Annotated in this window: 24 protein-coding genes; 14 read left to right on the top strand and 10 right to left on the bottom strand. The window is 60.8% G+C overall.

The window, feature by feature from the left end:
- Positions 1-22: 22 nt before the first annotated feature.
- Positions 23-730 (bottom strand): purine-nucleoside phosphorylase, encoded by a 708-nt coding sequence (gene deoD / locus EI983_RS03100; protein WP_157705884.1) that lies wholly within the window; start codon positions 728-730, stop codon positions 23-25.
- Positions 731-734: 4 nt separating this feature from the next.
- Positions 735-1,178 carry a GNAT family N-acetyltransferase gene (locus tag EI983_RS03095; protein WP_157705882.1) on the bottom strand — a complete coding sequence of 148 codons (444 nt, stop codon included), beginning with the start codon at positions 1,176-1,178 and terminating at the stop codon, positions 735-737.
- A gap of 183 nt (positions 1,179-1,361) precedes the next feature.
- On the opposite strand from EI983_RS03095, the gene EI983_RS03090 reads away from it, so the two are divergent.
- Positions 1,362-1,847 carry a DUF4168 domain-containing protein gene (locus EI983_RS03090; RefSeq protein WP_157705880.1) on the top strand — a complete coding sequence of 162 codons (486 nt, stop codon included), beginning with the start codon at positions 1,362-1,364 and terminating at the stop codon, positions 1,845-1,847.
- 91 nt (positions 1,848-1,938) lie between these two features.
- Here EI983_RS03090 and EI983_RS03085 read toward each other — a convergent pair whose 3' ends face one another.
- Complete coding sequence (locus EI983_RS03085; RefSeq protein ID WP_157705878.1) at positions 1,939-3,939, bottom strand: protein meaA; 2,001 nt, start codon at positions 3,937-3,939, stop codon at positions 1,939-1,941.
- Between the two features lie 136 nt (positions 3,940-4,075).
- On the opposite strand from EI983_RS03085, the gene EI983_RS03080 reads away from it, so the two are divergent.
- The 5 genes from EI983_RS03080 (at position 4,076) to EI983_RS03060 (ending at position 8,682) form a co-directional block, all read left to right on the top strand.
- A complete protein-coding gene (locus tag EI983_RS03080) occupies positions 4,076-5,449 on the top strand; it encodes a 1-acyl-sn-glycerol-3-phosphate acyltransferase (RefSeq protein ID WP_157705876.1) in 1,374 nt (457 codons plus the stop codon).
- Between the two features lie 137 nt (positions 5,450-5,586).
- Positions 5,587-6,876 (top strand): crotonyl-CoA carboxylase/reductase, encoded by a 1,290-nt coding sequence (ccrA, locus tag EI983_RS03075; RefSeq protein ID WP_157705874.1) that lies wholly within the window; start codon positions 5,587-5,589, stop codon positions 6,874-6,876.
- Between the two features lie 211 nt (positions 6,877-7,087).
- Positions 7,088-7,297: a hypothetical protein gene (locus EI983_RS03070; RefSeq protein WP_157705871.1), complete on the top strand. Its 210-nt coding sequence runs from the start codon at positions 7,088-7,090 to the stop codon at positions 7,295-7,297.
- A complete protein-coding gene (locus tag EI983_RS03065; protein WP_157705869.1) occupies positions 7,236-7,961 on the top strand; it encodes a helix-turn-helix transcriptional regulator in 726 nt (241 codons plus the stop codon). The genes EI983_RS03070 and EI983_RS03065 overlap by 62 nt, the downstream gene beginning before the upstream one ends.
- 85 nt (positions 7,962-8,046) lie before the next feature.
- A complete protein-coding gene (locus EI983_RS03060) occupies positions 8,047-8,682 on the top strand; it encodes an acyl-homoserine-lactone synthase (RefSeq protein ID WP_157705867.1) in 636 nt (211 codons plus the stop codon).
- 17 nt (positions 8,683-8,699) lie between these two features.
- Here the strand turns inward: EI983_RS03060 and EI983_RS03055 are convergent, their stop codons facing one another.
- From EI983_RS03055 to EI983_RS03045, 3 genes are all read right to left on the bottom strand, one after another.
- A complete protein-coding gene (locus tag EI983_RS03055; protein WP_157705865.1) occupies positions 8,700-9,974 on the bottom strand; it encodes a tail fiber domain-containing protein in 1,275 nt (424 codons plus the stop codon).
- A 191-nt stretch (positions 9,975-10,165) separates the two neighbouring features.
- Positions 10,166-11,422 (bottom strand): tail fiber domain-containing protein, encoded by a 1,257-nt coding sequence (locus EI983_RS03050; RefSeq protein WP_198389366.1) that lies wholly within the window; start codon positions 11,420-11,422, stop codon positions 10,166-10,168.
- A gap of 128 nt (positions 11,423-11,550) precedes the next feature.
- On the bottom strand, positions 11,551-12,801 hold the full coding sequence (locus EI983_RS03045) for a tail fiber domain-containing protein (RefSeq protein WP_157705861.1): 1,251 nt from the start codon (positions 12,799-12,801) through the stop codon (positions 11,551-11,553).
- 225 nt (positions 12,802-13,026) lie between these two features.
- Here EI983_RS03045 and EI983_RS03040 point away from each other — a divergent pair, with 225 nt between their 5' ends.
- Genes EI983_RS03040 through EI983_RS03025 form a run of 4 tightly spaced genes read left to right on the top strand, consistent with a single transcriptional unit; the run spans position 13,027 to position 16,513 of the window.
- Complete coding sequence (locus tag EI983_RS03040; protein ID WP_157705859.1) at positions 13,027-14,553, top strand: ATP-dependent DNA helicase; 1,527 nt, start codon at positions 13,027-13,029, stop codon at positions 14,551-14,553.
- Positions 14,550-15,263 carry an SDR family oxidoreductase gene (locus tag EI983_RS03035; protein ID WP_157705857.1) on the top strand — a complete coding sequence of 238 codons (714 nt, stop codon included), beginning with the start codon at positions 14,550-14,552 and terminating at the stop codon, positions 15,261-15,263. The genes EI983_RS03040 and EI983_RS03035 overlap by 4 nt, the downstream gene beginning before the upstream one ends.
- A 12-nt stretch (positions 15,264-15,275) precedes the next feature.
- A complete protein-coding gene (locus tag EI983_RS03030) occupies positions 15,276-15,911 on the top strand; it encodes an FMN-binding negative transcriptional regulator (protein WP_157705855.1) in 636 nt (211 codons plus the stop codon).
- Complete coding sequence (locus EI983_RS03025; protein ID WP_157705853.1) at positions 15,911-16,513, top strand: glutathione S-transferase; 603 nt, start codon at positions 15,911-15,913, stop codon at positions 16,511-16,513. The genes EI983_RS03030 and EI983_RS03025 overlap by 1 nt, the downstream gene beginning before the upstream one ends.
- Before the next feature lie 221 nt (positions 16,514-16,734).
- Here the strand turns inward: EI983_RS03025 and EI983_RS03020 are convergent, their stop codons facing one another.
- Together EI983_RS03020 and EI983_RS03015 are read right to left on the bottom strand one after the other, a co-directional pair.
- Complete coding sequence (locus tag EI983_RS03020; RefSeq protein WP_157705851.1) at positions 16,735-17,160, bottom strand: ester cyclase; 426 nt, start codon at positions 17,158-17,160, stop codon at positions 16,735-16,737.
- A gap of 130 nt (positions 17,161-17,290) precedes the next feature.
- A complete protein-coding gene (locus tag EI983_RS03015) occupies positions 17,291-17,974 on the bottom strand; it encodes an outer membrane protein (RefSeq protein WP_157705849.1) in 684 nt (227 codons plus the stop codon).
- A gap of 220 nt (positions 17,975-18,194) precedes the next feature.
- Here EI983_RS03015 and petA point away from each other — a divergent pair, with 220 nt between their 5' ends.
- The 4 genes from petA to EI983_RS02995 all read left to right on the top strand — a co-directional run bounded on the left by petA (position 18,195) and on the right by EI983_RS02995 (position 23,072).
- Positions 18,195-18,755 (top strand): ubiquinol-cytochrome c reductase iron-sulfur subunit, encoded by a 561-nt coding sequence (gene petA, locus EI983_RS03010; protein WP_157705847.1) that lies wholly within the window; start codon positions 18,195-18,197, stop codon positions 18,753-18,755.
- A gap of 11 nt (positions 18,756-18,766) precedes the next feature.
- The gene (gene petB / locus EI983_RS03005; protein ID WP_157705845.1) at positions 18,767-20,089 is read left to right on the top strand and encodes a cytochrome b; all 1,323 of its coding nucleotides are present in this window, start codon (positions 18,767-18,769) and stop codon (positions 20,087-20,089) included.
- Positions 20,090-20,104: 15 nt separating this feature from the next.
- Positions 20,105-20,896: a cytochrome c1 gene (locus EI983_RS03000; protein ID WP_157705843.1), complete on the top strand. Its 792-nt coding sequence runs from the start codon at positions 20,105-20,107 to the stop codon at positions 20,894-20,896.
- Between the two features lie 295 nt (positions 20,897-21,191).
- Positions 21,192-23,072 carry a cation:proton antiporter domain-containing protein gene (locus EI983_RS02995; protein WP_157705841.1) on the top strand — a complete coding sequence of 627 codons (1,881 nt, stop codon included), beginning with the start codon at positions 21,192-21,194 and terminating at the stop codon, positions 23,070-23,072.
- 1 nt (position 23,073) lies between these two features.
- On the opposite strand, the gene EI983_RS02990 is transcribed toward EI983_RS02995, so the two are convergent.
- Positions 23,074-23,838, bottom strand: a complete 765-nt coding sequence (locus EI983_RS02990) for a TIGR02186 family protein (RefSeq protein ID WP_157708963.1) — start codon at positions 23,836-23,838, stop codon at positions 23,074-23,076.
- Positions 23,835-24,749, bottom strand: a complete 915-nt coding sequence (locus EI983_RS02985; RefSeq protein ID WP_157705839.1) for a sulfite exporter TauE/SafE family protein — start codon at positions 24,747-24,749, stop codon at positions 23,835-23,837. The genes EI983_RS02990 and EI983_RS02985 overlap by 4 nt, the downstream gene beginning before the upstream one ends.
- Between the last annotated feature and the right edge of the window lie 101 nt (positions 24,750-24,850).

The raw sequence follows: 24,850 nt of genomic DNA, 5'->3' as shown, positions 1-24,850 counted from the left end.
TCCCGCCGCAGGCCAGATATCCTTAAGAGCCAAAGGCGGCGCTGAGAGCAATTTCGATCATGTCAGAGAAGCTGCGTTCGCGGTCCGCGCTGCTGAGCGCCTCGCCGGTTTCGAGATGGTCGGACACGGTCAGGACCGCCAAGGCCCGCGCGCCGTGGCGGGCGGCAACCGTGTAGAGCTCGGCGGCTTCCATCTCGACCGCGAGGATACCGTGGCGGACCATTTCGGCGTTCAGGTCCGGGCGCTCATCATAGAAGGTGTCAGACGAATAGATCCCGCCGACATGGGTTGGCACGTCCATCGCATCGGCTCTGGCCGCCGCGTCGCGCAACAGGCCGAAATCGGCGCAGGGGGCATAGTTCACCTCGCGCAGGATGGTCGAGGACGGGGTGGATATGGAGGATGCCGTCGCCGCCAGCACCACGTCGCGCAGCGCCACATGCGGCTGCATGCCGCCGCAGGACCCGATGCGGATCAGCGTGGTGGCGTCATAATCCCGGATCAGCTCATTGGCGTATATGCTGAGCGACGCCATGCCCATGCCGGAGCCCTGCACGCTCACGCGGTGGCCGTGCCATGTACCGGTAAAGCCCAGCATGCCGCGCACCTCGTTGACCTGCCGCGCGTCCTCGAGAAATGTTTCAGCCACCCATTTCGCGCGCATCGGATCCCCGGGCATCAGAACGGTGTCGGCGATCTCGCCCGGTTTGGCGCCGATATGGATGGTCATCGCCTCAGCTCCGCGCGTATTTGATGAAGGGCGTCAGAGTGGCGATCCGGTCATAGAGCTGCCGCGCGGTGTGGTTGAAATCCTGCGTCATCCAATAGACCGAGGGACGGCCGTCGGCATCGGCCTGGGCGTAAACCGCCTCGATCAGTTTGCGGCCCACACCGGTGCCGCGCACCGCAGGATCGGCATAGAGATCCTGCAGATAACAGACCTGATCCACCCGCCAGTTATGCGCATGATAGATGTAATGCACGAGGCCCACGGGCGTGTCGCCCTGCACCGCAAGAAACCCGTTCTGATCCGGATGATCCGCGCTCAGCAGCCGCTGAAACGTGGTCTGATAAACCTCTTCGGGCACGGTGGCCTCGTAAAACTCCAGATAGGCCGTCCAGAGCGCGCGCCACTGGGCTTCGTCCTCGGAGCGGATCGGGCGGATTGTGATGCTCATCGGATGCCTCCCGGGAAATTGACCAGGCGAGTTTGCGAAGAATCCGGGGTAATGGCCAGCGGATTATGGCCACAAGGCCTGCCATATTGCGGCAAAGCGTTTGATATTGGGGTCAAAACACCCCATGTGGGGAGGAGAACAGGCGCAACATGGCGCCGATATAAAGACATTGGAGCAGATCGCGTGACCCTTAAGCAGTTTCTCATCGCCAGCCTCGTGGCCCTTGGGTTGACCACCATTCCCATCGTGCTGAGCGCGCAGGAGGCGGCCCCGATCACCGTCGAAAACGTAACCGACGATCAGATCGAAGCCTTTGTGAAAGCGGCCATTGCGCTTGAAACCCTGCGCCAGGAGTACACCTCCAAGATCGGCAATGCCGAAAGCGAAGAGGCGCAGAATGAACTGCGTGCCGAGGCCGATCGTGTGGCAATCCAGCTGGTCGACAAGGTGCGCGGGATCACGCCGCAGGAATATCTTGGGATTTCCAAGCTCGCGCAGACCAGCCCGGAACTGGCCACACGCATCAGCGCGCAAGTCGAGGTGATGCGCGCGCAGAAAGCGGCCTTCGAGAAGCAGCAGGCAGAGGCCGCCAGAGCCAGAGAGGCGCAGAAAGCCGCCGAAGCGCAGGCGGCGGCAGAGGCCACGAAGGCGGAAACAGCCAGCGAGTGATCCCAGCCCCGCAGGGGCTGCCCCCCTCTTCGTGCGGCCCCGCAAGGGGCCGCTTCCTGTTGCGGGATCGGCCCGTCAGGGCCGAAACAGCTTACTCCGCGGCGACAGCCTGCGGATCGGCCAGCGTCACGATATCCATCATGATCGTGTTCAGCTCGAAATCTTTCGGCGTATAGACCCGCGCCACGCCCATTTCGCGCAGACGGGCGGCGTCATCGTCGGGGATGATCCCGCCGACGATCACCGGCACATCGCCCAGCCCCGCCTCGCGCATCCGGCCCATCAGGTCCTCGACCAGCGGAATGTGCGAGCCCGACAGGATCGACAGGCCCACCACATGCGCGCCGTCTTCCCTGGCCGCGCTCACGATCTGCTCAGGCGTCAGGCGGATACCTTCATAGGCGATATCCATCCCGCAGTCGCGGGCGCGGAAGGCAATCTGCTCGGCCCCGTTTGAGTGCCCGTCAAGGCCGGGTTTGCCGACGAGGAACTTCAGGCGCTTGCCCAGGCGGTCACTGACCGCATCCACCGCATCGCGGATCTCGTCGAGCCCCTCGGTCTTGTTCGAGGGGTTCGCCGACACGCCGGTGGGGCCGCGATATTCGCCATGAACCTGGCGCATCTGCCCGGCCCATTCGCCGGTGGTGACCCCGGCCTTGGCCGCCGCAATCGAGGCGGGCATGACGTTTTCGCCGGTCTCCGCCGCGTCGCGCAAGGCCGCAAGCGCCGCCTTGACCGCGGCATCATCGCGCTCGGCCTTCCAGGCGTTCAGGCGGTCGATCTGTTCCTGCTCCACCGCCGGGTCCACCACCATGATCCCGCCATCCTCGGTCTGTAGCGGCGACGGCTCTCCTTCGGTCCATCTGTTCACGCCGACCACGACGGTTTCATTGGCCTCGATCCGGCCCAGACGTTCGGCATTGCTGTCCACCAGCCGTGACTTCATGTATTCGATCGCGCCCACGGCCCCGCCCATGCTTTCAAGGTTGGCCAGTTCATGGCGCGCGCCGTCTTTCAACGCCTCGACCTTGGCATCCACCGCCGGGTTGCCGTCGAAGAGATCGTCAAACTCCAGAAGATCAGTCTCATAGGCCAGGATCTGCTGCATGCGCATCGACCATTGCTGATCCCAGGGGCGCGGCAGGCCCAGAGCCTCGTTCCAGGCGGGCAGTTGCACGGCGCGGGCACGGGCCTTTTTCGACAGCGTCACGGCCAGCATCTCGATCAGAATGCGGTAGACGTTGTTCTCGGGCTGCTGCTCGGTCAGGCCGAGAGAGTTGACCTGAACGCCGTAGCGGAAGCGGCGGAATTTCGGGTTTTCCACGCCGTAGCGGGTTTGCAGGATTTCGTCCCACAGGTCCACGAAGGCACGCATCTTGCACATTTCGGTGACAAAGCGGATGCCGGCATTGACGAAGAAGCTGATCCGCCCGGCCAGCGCCGGGAAATCCTCTGGCTCGACCCGCGTTTTCAGCTCGTCCAGTACGGCGATGGCGGTGGCGAGTGCGAAGGCCAGTTCCTGCTCGGGTGTCGCACCGGCCTCTTGCAAATGGTAGGAACAGACGTTCATCGGGTTCCATTTGGGCACATTGGTATAGCAGTACTCGGCCACATCGCCGATCAGCTTGAGCGACGGTTTGGGCGGGCAGATATAAGTGCCGCGGCTGAGATATTCCTTGATCAGATCATTCTGCACCGTGCCTTGCAGGGCGGTGACATCCGCGCCCTGCTCTTCGGCCACGGCGATATAGAGCGCCAGTAGCCAGGGGGCGGTGGCGTTGATCGTCATCGAGGTGTTCATCTGATCCAGCGGGATCTCTTCGAACAGCGTGCGCATGTCGCCCAGATGGCAGATCGGCACGCCGACCTTGCCCACTTCGCCGCGCGCCAGTTCATGATCGCTGTCATAGCCTGTCTGGGTGGGCAGATCGAACGCCACGGAAAGGCCGGTCTGCCCTTTTGCCAGATTCGCCCGGTACAATGCGTTCGACGCCTTGGCGGTGGAGTGTCCGGCATAGGTGCGGATCAGCCACGGACGATCGGCTTGGCGATCGGACTTACCATCCGGGCGGTCTTTCTGCGTCTGCGACATATCGGGCCTCGTGAATCAGAATGCGTAATTTTGTTTCGTCGCGCGATTGATACCGGCAAGATTATACCAATGTCAATTCGCTGCGTTGCGGCATCATCCCCTTTTCCCCGCAGGGTAAACTCTGCTAAAGGGGCTTATGGGTCAGACCGTGTACATGCCCCTCTGGGCGCTCGTCCTGCTGGTGGCGTTTGCGGCGGTCACCTTCGCCTCGCATTTTCTGTTTCCATCGGTGCGCTGGTTCTTCCGGCGGCGCATGGAGAAGGCTGTTGCCCGGCTCAATGAGCGGCTGGAACGGCCGATCGAGCCGTTCAAGCTGGCCCGGCGCTATGACATGATCCAGCGGCTGATCTATGACCCGATGGTGACACAGGCGGTGGCGGACCATGCCAAGGCCGAAGGCATCCCGGAAAACGTGGCCTTCGAGCAGGCCAAACGCTATGCCCGCGAGATCGTACCGGGCTTTTCCGCCACGGCGTATTTCGGCATTGCGATCCGGCTCGCCAAGCTGCTAAGCCAATCCTTTTACCGCGTGCGGCTGGGGCATTTCTCGGAAGATGCGCTGCGGAACGTGGACAAGGACGCCACGGTGATCTTCGTGATGAACCACCGGTCCAACATGGATTATGTGCTGGTCACCTGGCTTGCCGCCGAACGCTCGGCGCTGTCCTATGCGGTGGGCGAATGGGCGCGGGTGTGGCCGCTGTCAAAGCTGATCAAGGCGATGGGGGCGTATTTTATCCGCCGCAAATCGCGCAATGACCTCTATCGCCGGGTGCTGGAGCGCTATGTGCAAATGGCCACCGATGGCGGTGTCACGCAGGCAATCTTTCCCGAGGGCGGGCTGAGCCTTGATGGTGCGCTGGCCCCGCCCAAGCTGGGACTGCTGAAATATGTGGTGGACGGGCGCGAGCGCGAGGGGGCCCGGGATGTGGTGTTCATCCCGGTGGCGCTGAATTACGACCGCGTGCTGGAAGACCGTATCCTGGTCAGCGCAGGCCAGAAGGGCGAGCGGCGGTTCCGGGCCCGGATCAGTGTCGTGGCGTTCTGGTTTCTCAAGCAGAACTGGCTGCGCCTGACGGGGCGGTATCACCGGCAAGGCTATGCCTCGGTCAGTTTCGGCGCGCCGGTGGCGCTTTCGGAGTTTCGCAAGACGCATCCGCGGGGCGACGTAAAGGACCTGGGCCGCGTGCTGATGGAAAAGATCGGCGCCGAAGTGCCGGTGCTGCCGACACCGCTGGTGGCGCGGATTTTGCTGGAGGCCGACGCGCCGGTGCCCGAGGACCGGCTGGATGATCTCATGCAGGCAGCGATGGCAGAGGCCCCGGAGGCGCATGTGCACCTGGCGCGCGGGGATATACAGTATACCGCCGAGGTCGGCCTGCGCATGTTGCGCAAACGCGGGCTTGTCGAGGATACGCCGGACGGGGTGAGCATCGTCGCGCAGGAGCGCCCGCTGCTGGAGTATTATGCCAACTCGATCGCCCATCTCTTTCGCGACCGCAGCGCATAAGGCGCGACTTTCTGCAACTGCAAGGTTATAAAATTACAAAACAGGCGTCTTTGGCATTGCATTGTTGCGTGGCCGTGGATATTTCAGGGAAACCCCGCGATTCTGCAACGCGGCAAAATGCAACAAGGAGGCTCATCATGGCTCTGGATACCGACACGGGGATCGCCCCTTACGACGCACCCGAAAAAGACCTCTACGAGGTCGGGGAACTGCCGCCGCTGGGTTATGTGCCCAAGCAGATGTATGCCTGGGCCATCCGCCGCGAACGTCATGGCGAACCCGACACCGCGATGCAGGTGGAAGTGGTCGATGTGCCGGTGCTCGACAGCCATGAGGTGCTGGTTCTGGTGATGGCCGCCGGGGTCAACTACAACGGCGTCTGGGCTGCCCTCGGTCAGCCGATCAGCCCGTTTGACGGACACGGCAAGCCCTACCATATTGCGGGCTCGGACGCGTCGGGCATTGTCTGGGCTGTTGGCGACAAGGTGAAGCGCTGGAAAGTGGGCGACGAGGTGGTCATCCACTGCAACCAGGATGACGGCGATGACGAGGAGTGCAACGGCGGCGACCCGATGTATTCCCCGACCCAGCGGATCTGGGGTTATGAGACGCCCGATGGCTCCTTTGCGCAGTTCACCAATGTGCAGGCCCAGCAGCTGATGCCGCGGCCCAAGCACCTGACCTGGGAAGAGGCGGCGTGTTATACGCTGACGCTGGCCACCGCCTACCGGATGCTGTTTGGCCACGAGCCGCATGACCTGAAGCCCGGTCAGAACGTTCTGGTCTGGGGCGCGTCGGGGGGGCTTGGCTCTTACGCGATCCAGTTGATCAACACGGCGGGTGCAAACGCGATCGGCGTGATCAGCGAAGAGGACAAGCGCGAGTTTGTCATGGACCTTGGCGCGAAGGGCGTGATCAACCGCAAGGATTTCAACTGCTGGGGTCAGCTTCCCAAGGTGAACACGCCGGAATATGCCGAGTGGTTCAAGGAAGTGCGCAAGTTCGGCAAGGCGATCTGGGACATTACCGGCAAAGGTGTGAACGTCGACATGGTGTTCGAGCACCCGGGCGAAGCAACTTTCCCGGTCTCGACCTTTGTCTGCAAGAAGGGCGGCATGGTTGTGATCTGTGCCGGGACGACCGGGTTCAACTGCACCTTCGACGTGCGTTACATGTGGATGCACCAAAAGCGCCTGCAAGGCAGCCACTTTGCCCATCTCAAGCAAGCCGCCAGCGCCAACAAGCTGATGCTGGAGCGCAGGCTCGATCCGTGCATGTCGGAAGTGTTCCCGTGGGATGAGCTGCCGCAGGCACATATGAAAATGCTGCGTAACGAGCACAAGCCGGGGAACATGTCGGTGCTGGTGCAGGCGCCCAAGACCGGCCTGCGCACGGTTGAGGACGTGCTGGACGCGGCGAAATCCTGATCTTTCTCTGCCGTTTTTTTCGTATGCTCGCGTTGTCCTGAAAACATGACGCGAGCATACATCTTTTTAAGTCAAATTGTTATATTTCAATGACTTATGTCGCGTTTTACCCGCTATTTATGGGGAGTATGAAAGCGCGAATAGGTTTTCAAAGCGACACACGCTATACTGGTGTTAACCTTTCGTTAACCAACGCTAAAGAGAGTATACCATGCAAAACGATTGGATTCTCGACGTTTTGTCAGACCTCAAGACATTCGCCCAGCAAAACGGGATGAGTGACTTGGCCGAACAACTGGACGACACAAGGCTGATCGCCTTGGGTGAATTGGCAATGACCAGGGAGGACGTGCCGACACATGGTGAGTGTGCCGCAGCTTCGGCTGGAATCTTTGCTGAGCACTCTCGAGAACGCCTCTGAACCGGCGGATCTGCAAGCTGTTATCGAAGACCTCCGCGATCATTATCGCGTCGATCACATGGTCTATCACTGGGTCAGTTCCACGGGCGATCAGTATGGCTGTGGCACCTACGACCCGGTCTGGGTCCAACGTTACCTCGAACAGGATTATCTGCGCATCGACCCGGTGATCAACGGGTGTTTCCAGCGCTTTCATCCCGTTGACTGGAAGCGGCTGGACTGGACATCAAAACCCGTCATCGCCTTCATGAAGGACGCGCAGGTCCACGGGTTGGGCAACCAGGGATATTCCGTGCCAGTGCGCGGGCCGAACGGACAATTCGCACTTTTCTCGGTCAACCATAGCTGCGACGACGCGGCCTGGGAGGAGTTTATCCGCGATTATCGCCGCGACATGATCCTCATTGCTCATGATTTCAACAAAAAGGCGCTGGAGTTCGAACCGGACCGAACCCGCGAAAAGGCCAAGACCCTGAGCCCGCGCGAAGTGGACGCGCTGACCCTGCTGGCGATGGGCTATAGCCGTGCGCAGGTTGCCGAAACGCTGTCGATTTCGGAACACACGCTGCGCGTCTATATCGAAAGTGCCCGCAACAAGCTTGCTGCCAGCAATACGGTGCATGCGGTCGCGAAGGCGGTGACGCGCGGCATCGTGCGGATATAACCCGGGCACCGTACGCAGGTCTTAAGCTGCATTAACCCCCTGCCCCTACCCCTGTTGCCGATGGCAGCAGGCAAGGGGGCCTTTCATGTTGCGATATATCCATGCGCGGGCGTTGGGCGACTTTCCAAAGCTGCAAGAGGGGATGTTCCGGGATCGGGCGGATCAGTTCAAGACAAGGCTGAATTGGGATGTCGAGGTGGACGCAAACGGGCAGGAGCGTGATGCCTATGACGCGCTGAACCCGCTTTACGTGCTCTGGCAGAACCGCGATGGCGGTCATGGCGGTTCGATGCGGCTGCTGCCGACCACCGGGTCGACCATGGTCGCGGATCACTTCGCGCATCTGTTGCGGGGCCGCATAATCGAGGACCGCGCGATTTGGGAATGCACACGGTTCTGCCTGTCGCGTCAGGCCGAGCCGCGCGTGGCGGCTGCGCTGATGCTGGCCGGTGGTGAAGTCATGCGGCACTTCGGCATTACGCATTATGTTGGCGTGTTCGACGCGCGTATGGAGCGCATCTATCGCGCCATCGGCTCGGAACCCGAGATCATCGGCAGCGAAGGGACCGGCCTGGACCGGATCAGCGTGGGGCTCTGGAGCTTCACCGAAGAGGCACGCCAACGGGTGGCGCGGCGCGCCGGGATATCCCCTGAGCTGTCGCAACTATGGGTCCGGCGCAGTCTGGGCGCGAAAGCGCAGGACGAATTGCTGGTGACCTGACGCGGGTCACACCTGCGTCAGGGGCGCCCGCCGTTGTTTTCAAAGTCGGCCAGCCGCTGGAGCAACTGCTCGATCAAATCGTGTTGAAGCTGCGCCCTCGCTTCCTGCGCCGCCAGCCGTTCCTCCAGCGCCGCATTCTGCGCCTCCAGCGCCTGAATGGCCGCGAGCGCCACGCCGGAGGTGTCGAGCGAGGAAATGCCCGTCTCGGACGCGCCCACGCCGAAAGCCGCGTGGAAATCCTGCGCCATCGGGCCGATATGGCGGATCCCGAGATCAGCATTGTCCTTGTACATCCAGCTTGAGACGGGCAATTCGGCCACTTTCTGAAGGATCTCACCGGGGTCCACCGGCTCGATCGCCATTTTCTTGTGCTTGTCGGAGTTCTGCGTCAGCGCGCCCTCGATGGTCATGTCACCGGCAGGGGTCAGGATCATCTCGATCTCGCCGGGGCCCCCGGGGGCGGTGGTGACGCGGAACGTGCCGTTCTGGTTCTGGAAGTTCCACTTGCGGCCCGAGTTGTCCACGTCCGCGATGGACGTGTCCTCTAGCGTGAAAAACGTGATCCCGTTGTTGCGAAGGGTCATCTGGCCAAGCGTGCCGGCGCTGGTCTCTTCGATCAGGATCGCACCCTTCCCGTTGTCTCGAAGGAGATGCAATCCCGAGCTTGGGCTAAATGTGCCAAGCCCGACATTGCCGGAGGAACGCATAGTCAGCGCGTACCTGGGCGTTCCGTTCTCGATCAGTAGCACATCGTTCTGTGGGGCAGAGGCGGAGTCGTTCAGAACGAAGCCAAAGGACCCAATATTCATATTCCATTTTTGGCCAGATGTGGCTTCTAGATAGAATCTCGGCAGAGCTCCGAGAACATGCAGGTCCCCTTCCGGAAGAGTGGTCCCCATCCCGATATTGCCATTCTGCGCGATGAAAACTGCGTTCGTTGGCGCGCCGCCAATGATGTAGAATGGTGTGCTGTTCCTGGTCAGGTCCTGAATAAAGAACGCCTCGGCGCCTTCGTTTTCATTGGCCTGAATGCGCCAGTCCCGATCCGGGAAAGTGGAGCCGGACGTGTCGATGAAATCGATGATGTTTCTATTTGCGCTCATCTTGATAACGCCATCGATGGAGGTCGGGAATGATTCCCCATTGGCGCAATCGCCACCGACGCAGATGCGGCCAATGCTCGAGTCGCTGACGATCAGGTCATCGGCGATCACCTGATCAGCCCGGGCGGAAGAAGACAGGGTGAAACCGATCCCGAGACCGATAGCCACGGTGAACAAATGAGAGTACATTCTGCATGGCATGTTGAACTTCCTTCTTGGCTTAAAAAAGTTTGCGACTGATCTCACGGTGATAAAATTGCGATATGGGAAAGGTGCCGGATTTGGCAACGGTCCCCGGTGCGGGCCGCTTTGGAAACTGCGGTCTGTCGAGAGGCGCCGCACCGGTCGCACCGGAACATGAGCCGACGCCCCCCGAAAGGTCAGTCATGAAGCTGCCGCTCCAGCTCCACCAAACGATCGGTCAGCTGTTCGACGCGCGATGTCAAAGCAGCATTCTGCGCCTCAAGCGCCTGAATGGCCGCCAGTGCGACGCCCGAGGTGTCGAGCGAGGAAATGCCCGTCTCGGACGCGCCCACACCGAAGGCCGCGTGGAAATCCTGCGCCATCGGGCCGATATGGCGGATCCCGAGGTCAGCATTGTCCTTGTACATCCAGCTTGAGACAGGCAATTCGGCCACTTTCTGAAGGATGGCGGCAGGGTCCACCGGCTCGATCGCCATTTTCTTGTTCTTGTCCGAGTTCTGGGTCAGCGCCCCTTCGATGGTCATGTCACCCGCGGGCGTCAGGATCATCTCGATCTCGCCGGGGCCCCCGGGGGCTGTCGTGACCCGGAACGTGCCGGCCTGGTTCTGGAAGTTCCACTTGCGGCCCGAATTGTCCACGTCAGCGATGGACGTGTCCTCCAGCGTGAAAAAGGTGATGCCGTTGTTGCGAAGGCTCATCTGGCCCAGCGTGCCCGCGCTGGTCTCTTCGATCAGGATCGCGCCTTTGCCATCGTTGCGTTGCACATGCAGCCCCGTCTCTGGAGAGAAAACGCCAAACCCAACATCGCCAGTCGCACGGGCAACAATCGTTTCAGTTGGCGCTCCGTTTTCGATGAGCAATGGTTCGTTGCTACTATTGGCGGCATCCAAAAAAGAAACACCGAAACTACCGATATTCAGATTCCATTTTGCAGATGAATTGGTGGCCTCAAAAATAATGCTCGGCACACTCGCCGAAAGATGCAGATCTGCTTCGGGCAGTGCTGTACCAAGCCCGATATCGCCATCCGCCGCGATGAAAAGTGAGTCTGATGGCGCGTTGCCAAGGATCGTGAAGGGATCGCTACCCGTATCCAGGTTATGCAAATAGAACCCGTTGATATCGCCCGAATTGGCCTGAAGCTGCCAGTCATGCAAGCTTGTAGGACTCGTGGTCGAATCTTCGAAGACCAGGGTGGGTGTGACTGAATCAAGCTTAAGCTGCCAATAATTGGGAAAACTTTCACCGTCGACGCAGCTGACACCGAAGCAAGCATCGTCTCTAACGATCAGGTCATCATTGATCACCTGATCGGCAAGGGCAGGCACTGCCATGCCGAGCGTCAGGAATCCGGAAAGTAAATAGGCGGATTCCATTTGGTTTTCTCCCCAAAAAAGTAAACAAACACGATAGGTGAATGGCGCAGTTGCCACTGGTGAAAAGCGAGGGCGGCAGGATGGTGTTTGACGGCCTGCCCGCACCTGCCAAGCTAAAAGTTAACAGAGCTTCATTTTTTCACAAGCTGCGCAAAATTGCGCCCGAAGCTCCCTCCGAGTGCGGCTTAGTTGCTTTCAAGCGCCTCGATCCGCGCGGTGAGCGCCGCAACGGTGTCCAGCAGCGCCGCGTTCTGTTCCTCAAGCGTCTCCAGAGCAGCCACCTCTTGCGCGAGCGCCTGAATGGCCGCGAGCGCCACGCCGGAGGTGTCGAGCGAGGAAATCCCTGTCTCACTTGCACCAACCCCGAAGGCCGCGTGGAAATCCTGCGCCATCGGGCCGATATGGCGGATGCCAAGGTCAGCATTGTCCTTGTACATCCAGCTTGAGACGGGCAATTCGGCCACTTTCTGAAGGATTGCGGCAGGGTCCACCGGCTCAATCGCCATTTTCTTGTTCTTGTCCGAGTTCTGGGTCAGCGCCCCTTCGATGGTCATGTCGCCCGCAGGGGTCAGGATCATCTCGATTACGCCGGGGCCCCCGGGGGCTGTCGTGACCCGGAACGTGCCTGCCTGGTTCTGGAAGTTCCATTTGCGGCCCGAATTGTCCACGTCAGCGATGGACGTGTCCTCAAGCGTGAAAAACGTGATCCCGTTATTGCGCAGGGTCAACTGGCCGAGGGTGCCGGCGCTGGACTCTTCGACGAGGATCGCGCCTGTGCCGTCGGATTTCTTTACATGCAACCCAGTGCTCGCGCTTGTCAGTCCGAGGCCGACATTACCTGAACTTGTAATGGCAAAGCTGCCGTCCGGCGCCCCGGCAAAAATCCGGAAGGGGAACGTAATGGCGGTGACATCCTCGACGAAGAAAACACCTTGATTTCCTCCAACATCCCAAGTGTAGAAGGGTGAACTCGTGTCTTCGAGCCTCAGGTTCGGGCTGGCGCCGGTCACGTGCAGCTCTTCGCCGGGCAGGGTCGTGCCCAGGCCGATATCGCCATCCGCCGCGATGAAAAGCGCGTTCGATGGTGCAGAACCCGTGATGTAGAATGGTTTACTGCCTTCGGTCATGTCCTCGATAAAAAACGCCTCTGTCCCAGAGGTTTCATTGGCCTGAATGCGCCAGTCCCGGTCTGGAAAGCTGGACCCGGACGTGTCGTTGAAATCGATGATGTTGTTGTTGGCGCTCATCTTGATGACACCGTCGAAGGTGCCGCTTGGAAAGGTCTCGCCATCGGCGCAATCTTCTCCGACGCAGAGTCGACCGGGGGCTGCATCCGGGCCCGAAATAACCACGTCATCGGTAAACACTTGATCAGCCCATGCAGGTGCGGCGGTCCCAAGAGCCAGAAGTCCGAAAAGTAAATAGGTGGTTTTCATTTGGTTTTCTCCCCAAAAAAGTAAACAAGCAGCATAGGTAAATGGCGCAGCAAAACGACGCCCTGAGTAAAGTTTACGCGGGGTTAATTTTTTTATCAATCTGAGCATCCAGGAGGGGAGCCCTTGTGCCCAAGATCGCGATCGGGCCCACTCTCAGGGCAGGCGATTCTCCTTGGTGAAAAATCGGTGTTTCAAACCCTGCAGGAAACCCGATAGGGTCGCGCCATGTCGCAGACCCCCGTCATCTACTCCCACGATCAGGCCGAGGCCCATGACCGCATCGCCGAGATGTTGCGCCTGTCGGGTATTGATCTGGATGACAGCCTGCTGACCCCACCGCGCGAGGGCAAATCGGCCACGCTGGCGGTGATCGGCAAGGCGGGATCGGGCAAGACCCTGCTTTTGGCCGAGCTTTACCGCGCGCTGGAGCAGGCGGGGGTTGAGATTGTCTCGGGCGACTGGGAGGGACGGCGGCGCAAGGACAGCCGGACACTGGCCATTCTGGCCCCCACCAACAAGGCCGCAAGCGTGCTGCGGACCCGGGGTGTGCCGGCCACCACGATTCACCGTATTCTCTATACCCCCGTCTATGACCCCGAATACGAGCGCATCGCCGAGTGGCTGGCGGGGCAAGGTGAGCGGCCCGTGATCGAAGGGTTGACGGAGCTGGCGCTGGACCGGGCGCATGCGTTTTACCAGTCCAACAAGTCGATCCCAGGCGCGCTGGCGGCGGCGGGCCTGCGCGGTTCGGACTTCATCACCGGCTGGAAACGGCGGGAAGAGCCGCTGGATGTGGGGTTTGTCGATGAGGCTTCGATGCTGGATCAGAAGCAGTTCGAGGATTTGCAGGAGATTTTTCCGACCCTGCTGCTCTTTGGCGATCCGGCGCAGCTGCCGCCGGTGAAAGGCGAAGGCGGCGGGATGGTGTTCGACACACTCCCTGTCCCCGCCAAGCTGGAGCTGAGCCGGGTACATCGGCAGGACGCGGATAACCCCATTCTGGATCTTGCCCACGCGCTGGCCGATCCGGAGGTGGATTTTTACGCCTTCGAGCGGCTGGTCGAAGAGGCGGCCGGGCGTGACGACCGCGTGGTCATGGCGCAGCGGGTGGAGGTGGACCTGATGGCGCGCTCGCCCGTGCTGGTGTGGCGCAATGCGACGCGTATCCGGCTGATCAACGCCTTTCGCGCGGTGCACGGCGCGCCCGATACGGAGCTTCTGGAAGGGGAGCCGCTGATTTGCGACGGGATCGAACTTCCACTGAAGCACCGCAAGAAACGGCTCGACCTGGAGGCGCGCGGGCTGATCAAGGGCGCGCAGGTGATCTATCTCGGCCCGGGACGCAAGCCGGGATTCAGCCGCCTGCACGTGATGGGGGCCGAAGACCCGCAGGTGAGTGCGGCGAGCATCGTGAAGATCGAGAAGCCCGATGAGGAAGAGCCGTTCATCCCCTTTGCCGCGCGCATGGGAGCGACGTTTCTGCATGGGGCGGCGGTGACGATCCACAAGGCACAGGGCAGCCAGTGGCGCGACGTGCAGGTCTTTGCGCCCGACATTTACGCCGCCGCCCGCATGGGTCGCTCGGAAGCCGGGCAACCCTTGTGGAAGAGGCTGGCCTATGTGGCCATTACCCGGGCCGAGGAACGGCTGCATTGGGTGGTCCGTAACCGGCTGTCGAAACCCACCGCCCCGCTAAGCGTGGAGGATTTGCGCGCAGCCCCTGCGCCGCTCGAACTGGAGACCGAGACATGAAGACCATTATCATCACCGGGGCGAGCTCGGGCATAGGCAGGGCCACGGCGGAGGTCTTTCTGGAGGCGGGCTGGCGCGTGGGGCTGATCGCCCGGCGCGAAGACAGGTTGCGGGAAATAACAGATGTCAATGCAGAGGCGACCGCCCTGCCCTGCGACGTGACCGATGCCACCGCGATGCGCGCCGCGTTTGAGAGTTTTGCCGCCGAGGCCGGGCGGCTTGATGTTCTGTTCAACAATGCCGGAATTTTCGGCCCCGCCGGCCCGATTGACGAGGTGCCACTGGACGGGTTCGAGCAGGTGCTGGATGTGAACATCCGCGGCATGTTCATCGCAGCACAGCTCGCCTTTGCCCAGATGCGCAGGCAGGACCCACAGGGGGGGCGGATCATCAATAACGGGTCGATCTCGGCCCATAATCCAAGGCCCGGATCGGTCTGCTATACCACGTCGAAACATGCGATTACCGGCATGACCCGCAGCCTCAGCCTTGATGGCCGCGCGTTCGATATCGCCTGTGGGCAGATCGACATCGGCAATGCAGAAAGCGAGCTGGTCGCGGACCTTAAGGCCAGGCAGCCCGATATGCACACGATGGACGTCTCTCATGCAGCGCGGTCTGTGTTGCATATGGCCGAGCTGCCACCCGAGGCGAATGTGCAGTTCATGACCGTGATGGCCACCAAGATGCCCTATATCGGGCGGGGCTGAGGAGCGGCGCAGATGCACCCGAACCCTGTTTTTCGGCAAAACCCTGATCAGCGCGCTCTTGACTATGCGAGGGAAAGCGCCTTTGGCCTGCTGACCACGGCACCGGCAGACGAGGCGCCGCTGGTCAGTCACATCCCGTTCCTGCTGAGCGATGACGGGCGTCGGGCGGAGTTTCACCTGGTGCGGTCGAACCCCATCGCGCGGGCACTGTCCGAGCGCGCCTTGTCCGCAAGGCTCGCCGTGCAGGGGCCGCATAGCTACATCTCGCCCGATTGGTACGGGATCGCGGATCAGGTGCCGACCTGGAACTACATCGCCGTGCATCTGGTGGGAGAGATCAGCCCGCAGCCGCAGGAGGTCATGCGTGATCTGCTTGACCGGCAATCGGCATTTTTCGAGGAGCGGTTGCGCCCCAAGATACCGTGGAAAAGCGCCAAGATGACACCGGGTGTGATGGAAAAGATGATGCGCCAGATCGTGCCCTGTGTCATGCAGGTGGAGAGCGTGCACAGCACCTGGAAGCTGAACCAGAACAAGCCGGATGCCGCGCGACTGGCGGCGGCGGATCATGTGGACGGGTACGGCATCGGACAGGAGACAGCGCTAGTCGCCGCCCTGATGCGGGCTGCAATGGAGGAAAGCCAATGATGCAACTGATTTCAGCCGGGCCGTCGCCCTTCGTGCGCAAAGTTCGCGTGCTTTTGCACGAGACCGGGCAGAGCGAGGATGTGGAGGTGGTCGAGGTGGCGGCCACGCCGGTGGCGACCCCGCCAGAGCTGGCCGCGGCCAACCCGGTGGGCAAGATCCCGGCGCTCATTCGCCCCGACGGGCCTGCGCTTTATGACAGCCGGGTGATCACCCGCTATCTGGATGCACGGGCGGACGCGGGGATGTACCCGCAAGCGCGGCTTTGGGAAACGCTGACGCTGGAGGCCACGGCGGATGCGATCATGGAGGCCGGCGTGCTGATGGTTTACGAGCACCGGGTGCGGCCCGAAGAGAAGGTGTTTGACGGCTGGGTCGATGCCCAGTGGGAGAAGATCACGCGCTCGGTCGCGGCGATCAACGCGCGCTGGATGAGCCACCTCGCAGGGCCGATGGACATGAGCCATATCGCGGTGGGCTGTGCGCTTGGCTATCTCGATTTCCGCCACGGGGCGCGTGGCTGGCGCAAGGGCAATGACGCGCTGGATGACTGGTATGCGGTGTTCGCCGAGCGCGAGAGCATGAAGGCGACAGCCCCGGAATAGGGGCGGCTGGTCCGGTTTGCGGGACGGAGCGTATACTTGCTGGACGCGAATGAATGTCCGCTTCTCTTTGGGAACAGGCCGAGAGATGGGCATGAATGCGCGGTTGTCTTCACGCGAGGCTTATCAAAACCTGGCGCGATAAACTCTGGCGCGATTCATTCAGGTGTGGCGCGCGTGTCGCCTCAAGTGAGATCTCGGGTTTGCGGCGACACACTTCTGCGTCAATCAATCAGCCCCAACTGGCGGGCAATCGTTGCACTGTCGTAGTAATCCCGGCCTTCGACCACCATTCCGTCTTTTACTCTCATCACGGAACAGTAGCGAACTTCGGCTTTCTTTCCGGTTGGTGGGAAATCTCCCAGACTGGAGCGCAGGACGCCAGCATGAATACCTGTATTGCGGAACTCAACCGTTGCCCATTCTCCGCATTGGCTGACAATGACGTTCTCAACTTCGCAAAGACCATCTGGGAACGCTTCCCGCCATCGGTAATAGTCGTCCTTATACGCCTCCTTGCCGTTCAGTTTTTCCTGGCGAGCGACATCTTCAAATTCGCAATCTTCCGAAATGATTTCCGCACCGCGATCAGGATCGCGCATGCCCCATGATTCATGAAACTGGCGAACAATTTTTTCTGTGGGGTGCATGACTCGCGTCCTTCGATTTTGGGTGCCTAGAACAGGCTACCTCCAAAACGATCCGCACGCTATCCGGACGCGGCACTTGCGCACCGCATCCTGGTAACGGGCTGGGCTTGACCCCGTCATTCCAAGCGGTTCAGAACCGGTAGGCGATCCCGATATTGATGGCGTGGGTCAGAAGCTCGGTGTTGAGCTTGCCATTGGTCTGGCCCGGCACGGTGGGGTCCGCGTCGATCGTGATATCATTGTCCGACCAGGTGAACTGATATTCGCCGAAGACCGCCCATCTGTCGTTGATGTCATATTTCATGCCCGCGATGCCGCGCACGGCCGGACCGGTGAATTCATAGTCGAAGGTGCGGTTGGCGGCGCCAAGCACCTGCGCGTCCACATGCGGGATGGCGACCCCGATCCCGGCGCCCACATAGGGCGTCAGCTTTGCCGCAAACGCATCGGGCCAGCGTTTCATCACATTGGCGGTGATGATGTTGTGCCCATCGCTCAGCTCGAACCGGCTGACGCCGATGGCGGCCTTGTCGGCGCTTGAGGCATAAGCCTTGGTATGCGTGCCTTCCAGACCGAATCCGATATCCGAGGGCGTCCACCAGATCGCGCGCGCACCGTAGTAGATCGGAGCCTCCAGCGAGTTGCCTTCCCAGTTGAAGTTGCGGCTGATCGGCGCACCACCGGGCAGAACCCCGGATCCGGAACTGTCGCTCAACTCCTGGACACCAAGATAGAAGCTCAGCTCCATTTCTGCGGCGGCGGGAACGGCAAGCCCAATAATCAGGGCGCTTGCGGCGGTCATAATCCGGGTCATGGGACGGTCCTTGAGATGTGTTTGCTCTGCTCTACACTGTGCATACACCCGCTGCCGCGTGCGCTCAAGCGCGACACAAGCGCGCCCTCTTCACTTCGGCGACATTGCGCACTTTACGGGGGGGCTTCGCGAGGATAAACACGGCGGCGGATCGGTTGCGCCCCCGGGTGCGACCTCTAATGTCATGAGGCCCTTGCGGCTTTAGAATGGAGAATACCTCGTGTCCCACGCAGAAGATCACGAAGGCACCCGCAGAGACTTTCTCTACTACGCCACTGGCGGCGCAGGTGTCATTGCCACCGGGGCCGCTGTCTGGCCTCTCGTTCATCAGATGAACCCGTCGGCCGACGTGCAGGCGCTGAGCTCGATCCGTGTGGATGTCTCGGCGATCCAGCCCGGCACCCAGATCACGGTAAAATGGCTTGGAAAACCGGTGTTTATCCGCCGCCGTACCGAAGAAGACATTGCCGCGGCCAACGATGTGGACGTGAGCACGCTGCCCGATCCGATCGCGCGCAACAACAATATTGACGGCGATGTGCCCGCCACGGACGCCAACCGCGCCCTGGATGAGAGCGGCGAATGGCTGGTTCAGATGGGGGTCTGCACCCACCTGGGATGTGTGCCTCTTAACGACGCGGGCGAGTTTGGCGGCTGGTTCTGCCCCTGCCACGGCTCGCATTACGACACGTCGGGACGAATCCGCAAAGGGCCCGCCCCTGAAAACCTGCCGGTTCCGCTGGCTGAATTCGTCGACGAATCGACGATCAAACTGGGATAAGGAAACGCGCAATGGCCGGAATTCCACACGATCATTACGAGCCCAAGTCGAACGGCGAGAAGTGGCTGCACAGCCGTCTGCCGATTGTCGGGCTTCTGTATGACACATTGATGATCCCCACTCCTAAGAACCTGAACTGGATGTGGATCTGGGGGATTGTCCTCACCTTCTGCCTTGCGTTGCAGATCATCACCGGCGTCGTTCTGGTGATGCATTACACACCGCATGTCGATTACGCCTTTGCGTCGATCGAGCATATCATGCGCAACGTGAATGGCGGGCATTTCATCCGCTACCTGCATATGAATGGCGCATCGCTGTTCTTCTTTGCGGTATATCTGCATATCTTCCGCGGTCTCTACTATGGCTCCTACAAGGCGCCGCGCGAGATCACCTGGATCATCGGTATGCTGATTTACCTGCTGATGATGGGCACGGCCTTCATGGGCTACGTGCTGCCCTGGGGGCAAATGTCCTTCTGGGGGGCCACCGTGATCACCGGCCTCTTTGGCGCGATCCCGTTCATTGGCGACGCTCTGCAAACCTGGCTGCTGGGCGGCCCGGCGGTGGATAACGCTACGCTGAACCGCTTCTTCTCGCTGCACTATCTGCTGCCCTTCGTGATTGCCGCACTGGTGGCGCTGCATATCTGGGCGTTCCACACCACGGGCAACAACAACCCGACCGGTGTCGATGTGCGTCGCGGCTCCAAGGCCGAGGCCGAGAAAGACACAGTGCCCTTCTGGCCCTATTTCGTCATCAAGGACCTCTTTGCCCTGGCGGTGATCCTGGTGGTGTTCTTTGCCATCGTGGGCTTCATGCCGAACTATCTGGGCCACCCGGATAACTACATCGAGGCCAACGCGCTGGTCACCCCTGCGCATATCGTGCCGGAATGGTACTTCCTGCCCTTCTACGCGATCCTGCGTGCCTTCACCGGCGACGTCTGGGTGGTGATGTTTGCCAGCTGGATCACCGGCGGCATCATCGACGCCAAGTTCTTCGGTGTGCTGGCGATGTTCGGTGCCATCGCGGTGATGGCTCTGGCGCCCTGGCTCGACACCTCGCGTGTCCGCTCGGGCCGGTATCGCCCGATGTTCAAATGGTGGTTCTGGCTGCTGGTCATCGACTTCGTCGTCCTGATGTGGCTGGGTGCCATGCCGGCGGAAGAGCCTTATGCGACCTTCTCGCTGATCGCGTCGGCGTACTGGTTCTTCTACTTCCTGGTGATCCTCCCGCTTCTGGGTGTCATCGAGAAGCCGGATGCCCAGCCCGAGACGATCGAAGACGACTTCAAGGCCCATTACGGCAAAGCCGAAACGCCGGCCGAGTAAGAAAGGACAAGGGATATGTTTAAGAAACTCAGCATCGCCGCTGTCACTGCCCTGACCCTTTCGGCAGGCGGGGCTCTGGCCGCAGGAGGAGCGGGCTACGTCAAGGACGTGGACTTCTCCTTCGAGGGGCCGTTTGGCAAGTTCGACCAGAACCAGCTGCAACGCGGTCTTCAGGTCTATACCGAAATCTGCGCGGCGTGCCACGGGCTGCAATATGTGCCCATCCGTACGCTCGCCGATGAGGGCGGTCCGCACCTGCCCGAAGATCAGGTGCGCGCCTATGCGGAGCAGAACTTCGAGGTGTTCGACGCCGAGATCGACGACACCCGCCCGGCCAAACCGACGGATCACTTCCCCGGTTCGGCACTGGAGAACGCTCCGGACCTGAGCCTGATGGCAAAGGCCCGCGCGGGGTTCCACGGGCCTTATGGCACCGGCATGAACCAGCTCTTCAAGGGCATGGGCGGACCGGAATACATCTACTCGCTCCTGACCGGCTATACCGGTGAGGAAAAGGAAGAAGCCGGTGTGACCCTCTATGAGAACAAGGCCTTCCCCGGCGGCTGGATCGCCATGGCCCCGCCGCTCTATGGAGATGATGTGGAATTTGCCGACGGTCACGACACCGATCTGAGCCACATCTCCAAGGATGTCTCGGCCTTCCTGATGTGGGCCGCCGAGCCGAAGATGATGGCGCGCAAGCAGGCGGGCCTGACGGGCGTGATCTTCCTCACGGTGCTGTCGGTGCTGCTGTACCTGACCAACAAGCGCCTCTGGGCCCCGGTCAAGGGCAAGAAGACAAGCTGAGCCTTGTGCCAGCCTGAACAGGGAAAACCCCGGTCCTGAGCGGCCGGGGTTTTCTTTTGCCCGATGACATGTGCCCAATCCTCCGGAAGAGCTGACAATTCGGCCAAAAAACACGCCGATCGCTTTTATTCGATTGCTGTCTCTGCGATGCTTCGAAGCTGATCCGCTGAAGCGTTTCACCTTGAACCCGAGACATTCCTCAAGGCGAAACGCGCGCAGTAACTGAATGCTTCGCGGCGTTTCGAGAAAAGCTGTGTCTCAGGTTTTTCGAAAAACGCCTGGTAGGGCCTGGACCATGACCGATTTCCTTCTGCTTGCCTTCATCTTTCTGATTGCCGGGGTGGTATCGGTTCCAATTGCCTCCCGGCTTGGACTAGGCTCGGTGCTGGGCTATCTCATCGCCGGGATAGTGATCAGCCCGGTGCTGGCGCTGCTGCATGTCGATGTGATCTCGATCCAGCATTTTGCCGAGTTCGGCGTCGTCATGATGCTTTTTCTCGTCGGGCTGGAGCTTGAGCCAAAACTGCTCTGGTCGATGCGTGCGCGCCTTCTGGGGCTGGGCGGCGGCCAGGTGGGCCTGACGGCTTTGGCTGTCATGGCCGCAGCGATGCTGATGGGGCAACCCTGGACCATAGCCCTGGCCATTGGCCTTGTTCTAGCGCTCTCTTCTACCGCGATCGTGCTGCAGACCCTGGGTGAAAAGGGCCTGATGAAATCAGATGGCGGGCAGGCAAGCTTTTCGGTCCTGCTGTTTCAGGATATCGCCGTTATCCCGATGCTGGCACTGATCCCCCTGCTGGCGCTGCCGGAGCTGCAGGAGGCGCTCTCGCACGCGGAAGCTGCGCATAATGGCGAGGATCATCACGGCGCGACTCTGAGCCTTGTCGCCGGTCTTCCGGGCTGGGCCACGGCGCTGGTCACTCTCGGTGCGATTGCGGCGGTCGTGGGAGCGGGCTCTTATCTCACCGGCCCCATCTTCAGATTCATCGCAGGGGCGCAACTGCGTGAACTCTTTGTCGCCACCGCCTTGATGATGGTCATCGGGATCGCCCTGCTGATGTCCCTCGTTGGCCTCTCCCCTGCCCTTGGGACCTTCCTGGCCGGGGTGGTGCTGGCCAATAGCGAATACCGCCACGAGTTAGAAAGCGATATCGACCCGTTCAAAGGCTTGCTTCTGGGGTTGTTCTTCATGACCGTCGGGGCCGGGATCAACTTTGGTCTGCTGTTTGACAATCTCGCGCAGATCGTTGCGCTCACATTGGGCCTGATCCTGCTCAAAGTGACGGTGCTCTATGGCCTGGCCATCCTCTTCGGGCTTGGTGGCACGGATCGCTGGCTTTTCAGCCTGGGCCTCGCGCAAGCGGGTGAGTTCGGTTTCGTCCTGTTGTCGTTCACCGTGGCCAGCGCGGTCATCCCGGCAGAGCTGGCTGACCGACTGCTCTTGATCGTGGCGCTGTCGATGCTGCTGACTCCGGCGCTTTTCATTGTCTATGACCGGCTCATCGCGCCACGTTATTCCGCCGCCGAAGAGCGGGAAATGGATGTGATTGAGGAAAGCAGCGATATCATTATCGCCGGGCATGGCCGCGTTGGTGGGATCGTCAGCCGTATGCTCCGTGGTGCCGGGCTGAACCCGACGGTGATTGATTTCAGTTCAAAGCAATTGGAGATGCTCAAGGCCTTCGGCGTACAGGCCTATTTCGGTGATGCGACGCGGCCCGACCTGTTGAGTGCGGCGGGCATCGCCGAGGCCAAGCTTTTGGTGGTGGCGATTGATGACAAGGACCAGATCACCGAGCTGGTGGAATATGTGCAGCACACCTATCCCGACGTGCATATCGTGGCGCGCGCGGTCGACCGAAACCATGTCTATGACCTTTGGTACATAGGCTGTCGCGATATCATCCGCGAATCCTATGACAGTTCTCTGCGGTTGGGCCGTTCAGCGATTGAGGCCCTGGGGTATAGCCGGGATCAGGCGACGCGAATGGCGGAGGCCTTCAACGACGTGGATCGCAAAGGTATGTTGGCTGCGGCTGAGCATTATGACCCCACCATTCCGGCGCACGAAAATGACGCTTATGTCGGAATGATCCGTGAGCGGCAGGCAGAGTGGGCAGAGGAACTTGAGACACGCATGACCGCCATCATGGCCGAGGCAAAACCAAAGACGTAAGTCAGCCCCGGCGCAACAACTGGAATGCCGCTGACGCGCCCCAACCGGCAAAGATGGCGATCGCCAGGGACATCAGCCCATAGAGAAACGGCTGTTCGCGCGACATGGTGAACAGCCAGCGCTCCAGACCCACCTTGCGCACGTCGATCACGGTTTCGAAACTGGACACCACCTTGCCTTCGCGGGTGAGGAAGATACGGGTGAGGTAATCGCCTTCGGTCAGGTTCGACGGCAGGGTGATCTTGGTGCGGAAAAGCGTCTGCTCGTCCAGCACCACGCCGCCTTCCTGCACCTGATACGTGTCATTGGCCTTGTGGATGCGGATCACCGCGTCAGTGAAGGCCTGCACATCTTCGGTCTGTCCGGTGGCCCCAACGGCGCGGATTGCCCGGCCGATCGACACCCTGTGGCGCAGGTCTTCGACATTCGAGAGCACTTCGGACAAAGGGCCGGTGGTGGACACTGCATAGAAGCTGGGCGCGGCGTCGATTTCAACCGCTTGGGTGTTGACCCAGATGCCAAAGCGGCGCTCCTTGCGGCGCACGGTCATCGGCTCGGACGGGCCCTTGATCGACACGACCACATCGAGCGGCACGTCGGGGATGGCCTTTTCACGTTTCACCGCCCCGAAGACAAGGATATCGGAGCCGTCAAAGTTGGACGTGATCGCCACCTTGTCGCTGCTGAGACCCAGCACCACCTCCTCGGCCTGGACGCCCAGGGGCAGGACCAGCACAGCCAGGAGAGCGGCGAGGCGGCGCATCAGTGGCCTCCCTCGGCAGCGATGGAGTAGAGCTCGGACGGCATGATCAGCAGGTCGAGCGCCAGCTTGCCACAGACCGCAAGCACCATGATCGCCAGCAGAATACGGAGCTGCTCGGCCTTCATCTTGACCCCGATGCGTGTTCCGATCTGCGCACCGATCACCCCGCCCACAAGCAACAGCACCGCGAGGGCGATATCCACCGTGTAGTTGGTGGTGGCATGCAGCATGGTGGTGAAACCGGTGACAAAGATGATCTGGAAAAGAGAGGTGCCCACCACGACCTTGGTCGGCATACCCAGGATATAGATCATCGCCGGAACCATGATGAAGCCGCCGCCGACGCCCATGATGGCCGCCAGAATGCCGACGCTGATCCCCACCAGCACCGGGGGGATCACGCTGATATAAAGCCCCGAAGTGCGGAACCGCATCTTGAAGGGCAGGCCATGCACCCAGCCGTGTTTCTTGCGTTTGGGCGGTGTGCCCTTACGGGTGTTGCGGATCGCATTGAGGCTTTCGACAAACATCATCGCGCCGATGATCCCAAGGAACACCACGTAGCAAAGCTTGACCAGCAGATCGACCTGGCCCAGCGATTTGAGATAGTTGAAGACGATGACACCCAGCGCGGCCCCGATCAGGCCCCCGATGAGCAGCACCGTGCCCATTCGGAGATCCACCGTCTTTCGCCTGAGATGCGCAAGCACGCCGGAAAAGGAGGAGGCAACGATCTGATTGGCTTCGGTGGCGACGGCCACGGCGGGCGGGATGCCGATGAAGAAGAGAAGCGGCGTCATGAGGAAGCCACCGCCCACGCCAAACATGCCCGAAAGAATGCCGACCAGCCCCCCCAGCCCGAGCAGAAGGAACGCGTTGACCGAAACCTCGGCTATGGGGAGGTAGATTTGCATGTAATTTCCTAGCCGCTGCACGGGTCACTTGGCAAGCGCAGCATAGGGCCAAACCACGCCAGGTCTGATCACTTTGTGTTATCTGGACTCATGTTTCGTGA

The organism is Roseovarius faecimaris, from assembly GCF_009762325.1.
Lineage (GTDB): Bacteria > Pseudomonadota > Alphaproteobacteria > Rhodobacterales > Rhodobacteraceae > Roseovarius > Roseovarius faecimaris.
The sequence above is the reverse complement of the archived record's forward strand: the minus strand, read 5'-3'. Positions and strand labels throughout refer to the sequence as shown.

Coding starts and splice junctions, on each gene's coding strand:
- EI983_RS02995 (WP_157705841.1), top strand. CDS start 21,192: ATGACCGATTTCCTTCTGCTTGCCTTCATCTTTCTGATTGCCGGGGTG.
- EI983_RS03055 (WP_157705865.1), bottom strand. CDS start 9,974: ATGTACTCTCATTTGTTCACCGTGGCTATCGGTCTCGGGATCGGTTTC.
- EI983_RS03000 (WP_157705843.1), top strand. CDS start 20,105: ATGTTTAAGAAACTCAGCATCGCCGCTGTCACTGCCCTGACCCTTTCG.
- EI983_RS03035 (WP_157705857.1), top strand. CDS start 14,550: ATGAAGACCATTATCATCACCGGGGCGAGCTCGGGCATAGGCAGGGCC.
- EI983_RS03030 (WP_157705855.1), top strand. CDS start 15,276: ATGCACCCGAACCCTGTTTTTCGGCAAAACCCTGATCAGCGCGCTCTT.
- ccrA (WP_157705874.1), top strand. CDS start 5,587: ATGGCTCTGGATACCGACACGGGGATCGCCCCTTACGACGCACCCGAA.
- EI983_RS03015 (WP_157705849.1), bottom strand. CDS start 17,974: ATGACCCGGATTATGACCGCCGCAAGCGCCCTGATTATTGGGCTTGCC.
- EI983_RS03065 (WP_157705869.1), top strand. CDS start 7,236: ATGGTGAGTGTGCCGCAGCTTCGGCTGGAATCTTTGCTGAGCACTCTC.
- EI983_RS03025 (WP_157705853.1), top strand. CDS start 15,911: ATGCAACTGATTTCAGCCGGGCCGTCGCCCTTCGTGCGCAAAGTTCGC.
- EI983_RS03020 (WP_157705851.1), bottom strand. CDS start 17,160: ATGCACCCCACAGAAAAAATTGTTCGCCAGTTTCATGAATCATGGGGC.
- deoD (WP_157705884.1), bottom strand. CDS start 730: ATGACCATCCATATCGGCGCCAAACCGGGCGAGATCGCCGACACCGTT.
- EI983_RS03095 (WP_157705882.1), bottom strand. CDS start 1,178: ATGAGCATCACAATCCGCCCGATCCGCTCCGAGGACGAAGCCCAGTGG.
- EI983_RS03080 (WP_157705876.1), top strand. CDS start 4,076: ATGGGTCAGACCGTGTACATGCCCCTCTGGGCGCTCGTCCTGCTGGTG.
- EI983_RS03045 (WP_157705861.1), bottom strand. CDS start 12,801: ATGAAAACCACCTATTTACTTTTCGGACTTCTGGCTCTTGGGACCGCC.
- EI983_RS03085 (WP_157705878.1), bottom strand. CDS start 3,939: ATGTCGCAGACGCAGAAAGACCGCCCGGATGGTAAGTCCGATCGCCAA.
- EI983_RS03060 (WP_157705867.1), top strand. CDS start 8,047: ATGTTGCGATATATCCATGCGCGGGCGTTGGGCGACTTTCCAAAGCTG.
- EI983_RS02985 (WP_157705839.1), bottom strand. CDS start 24,749: ATGCAAATCTACCTCCCCATAGCCGAGGTTTCGGTCAACGCGTTCCTT.
- EI983_RS03040 (WP_157705859.1), top strand. CDS start 13,027: ATGTCGCAGACCCCCGTCATCTACTCCCACGATCAGGCCGAGGCCCAT.
- petB (WP_157705845.1), top strand. CDS start 18,767: ATGGCCGGAATTCCACACGATCATTACGAGCCCAAGTCGAACGGCGAG.
- EI983_RS03070 (WP_157705871.1), top strand. CDS start 7,088: ATGCAAAACGATTGGATTCTCGACGTTTTGTCAGACCTCAAGACATTC.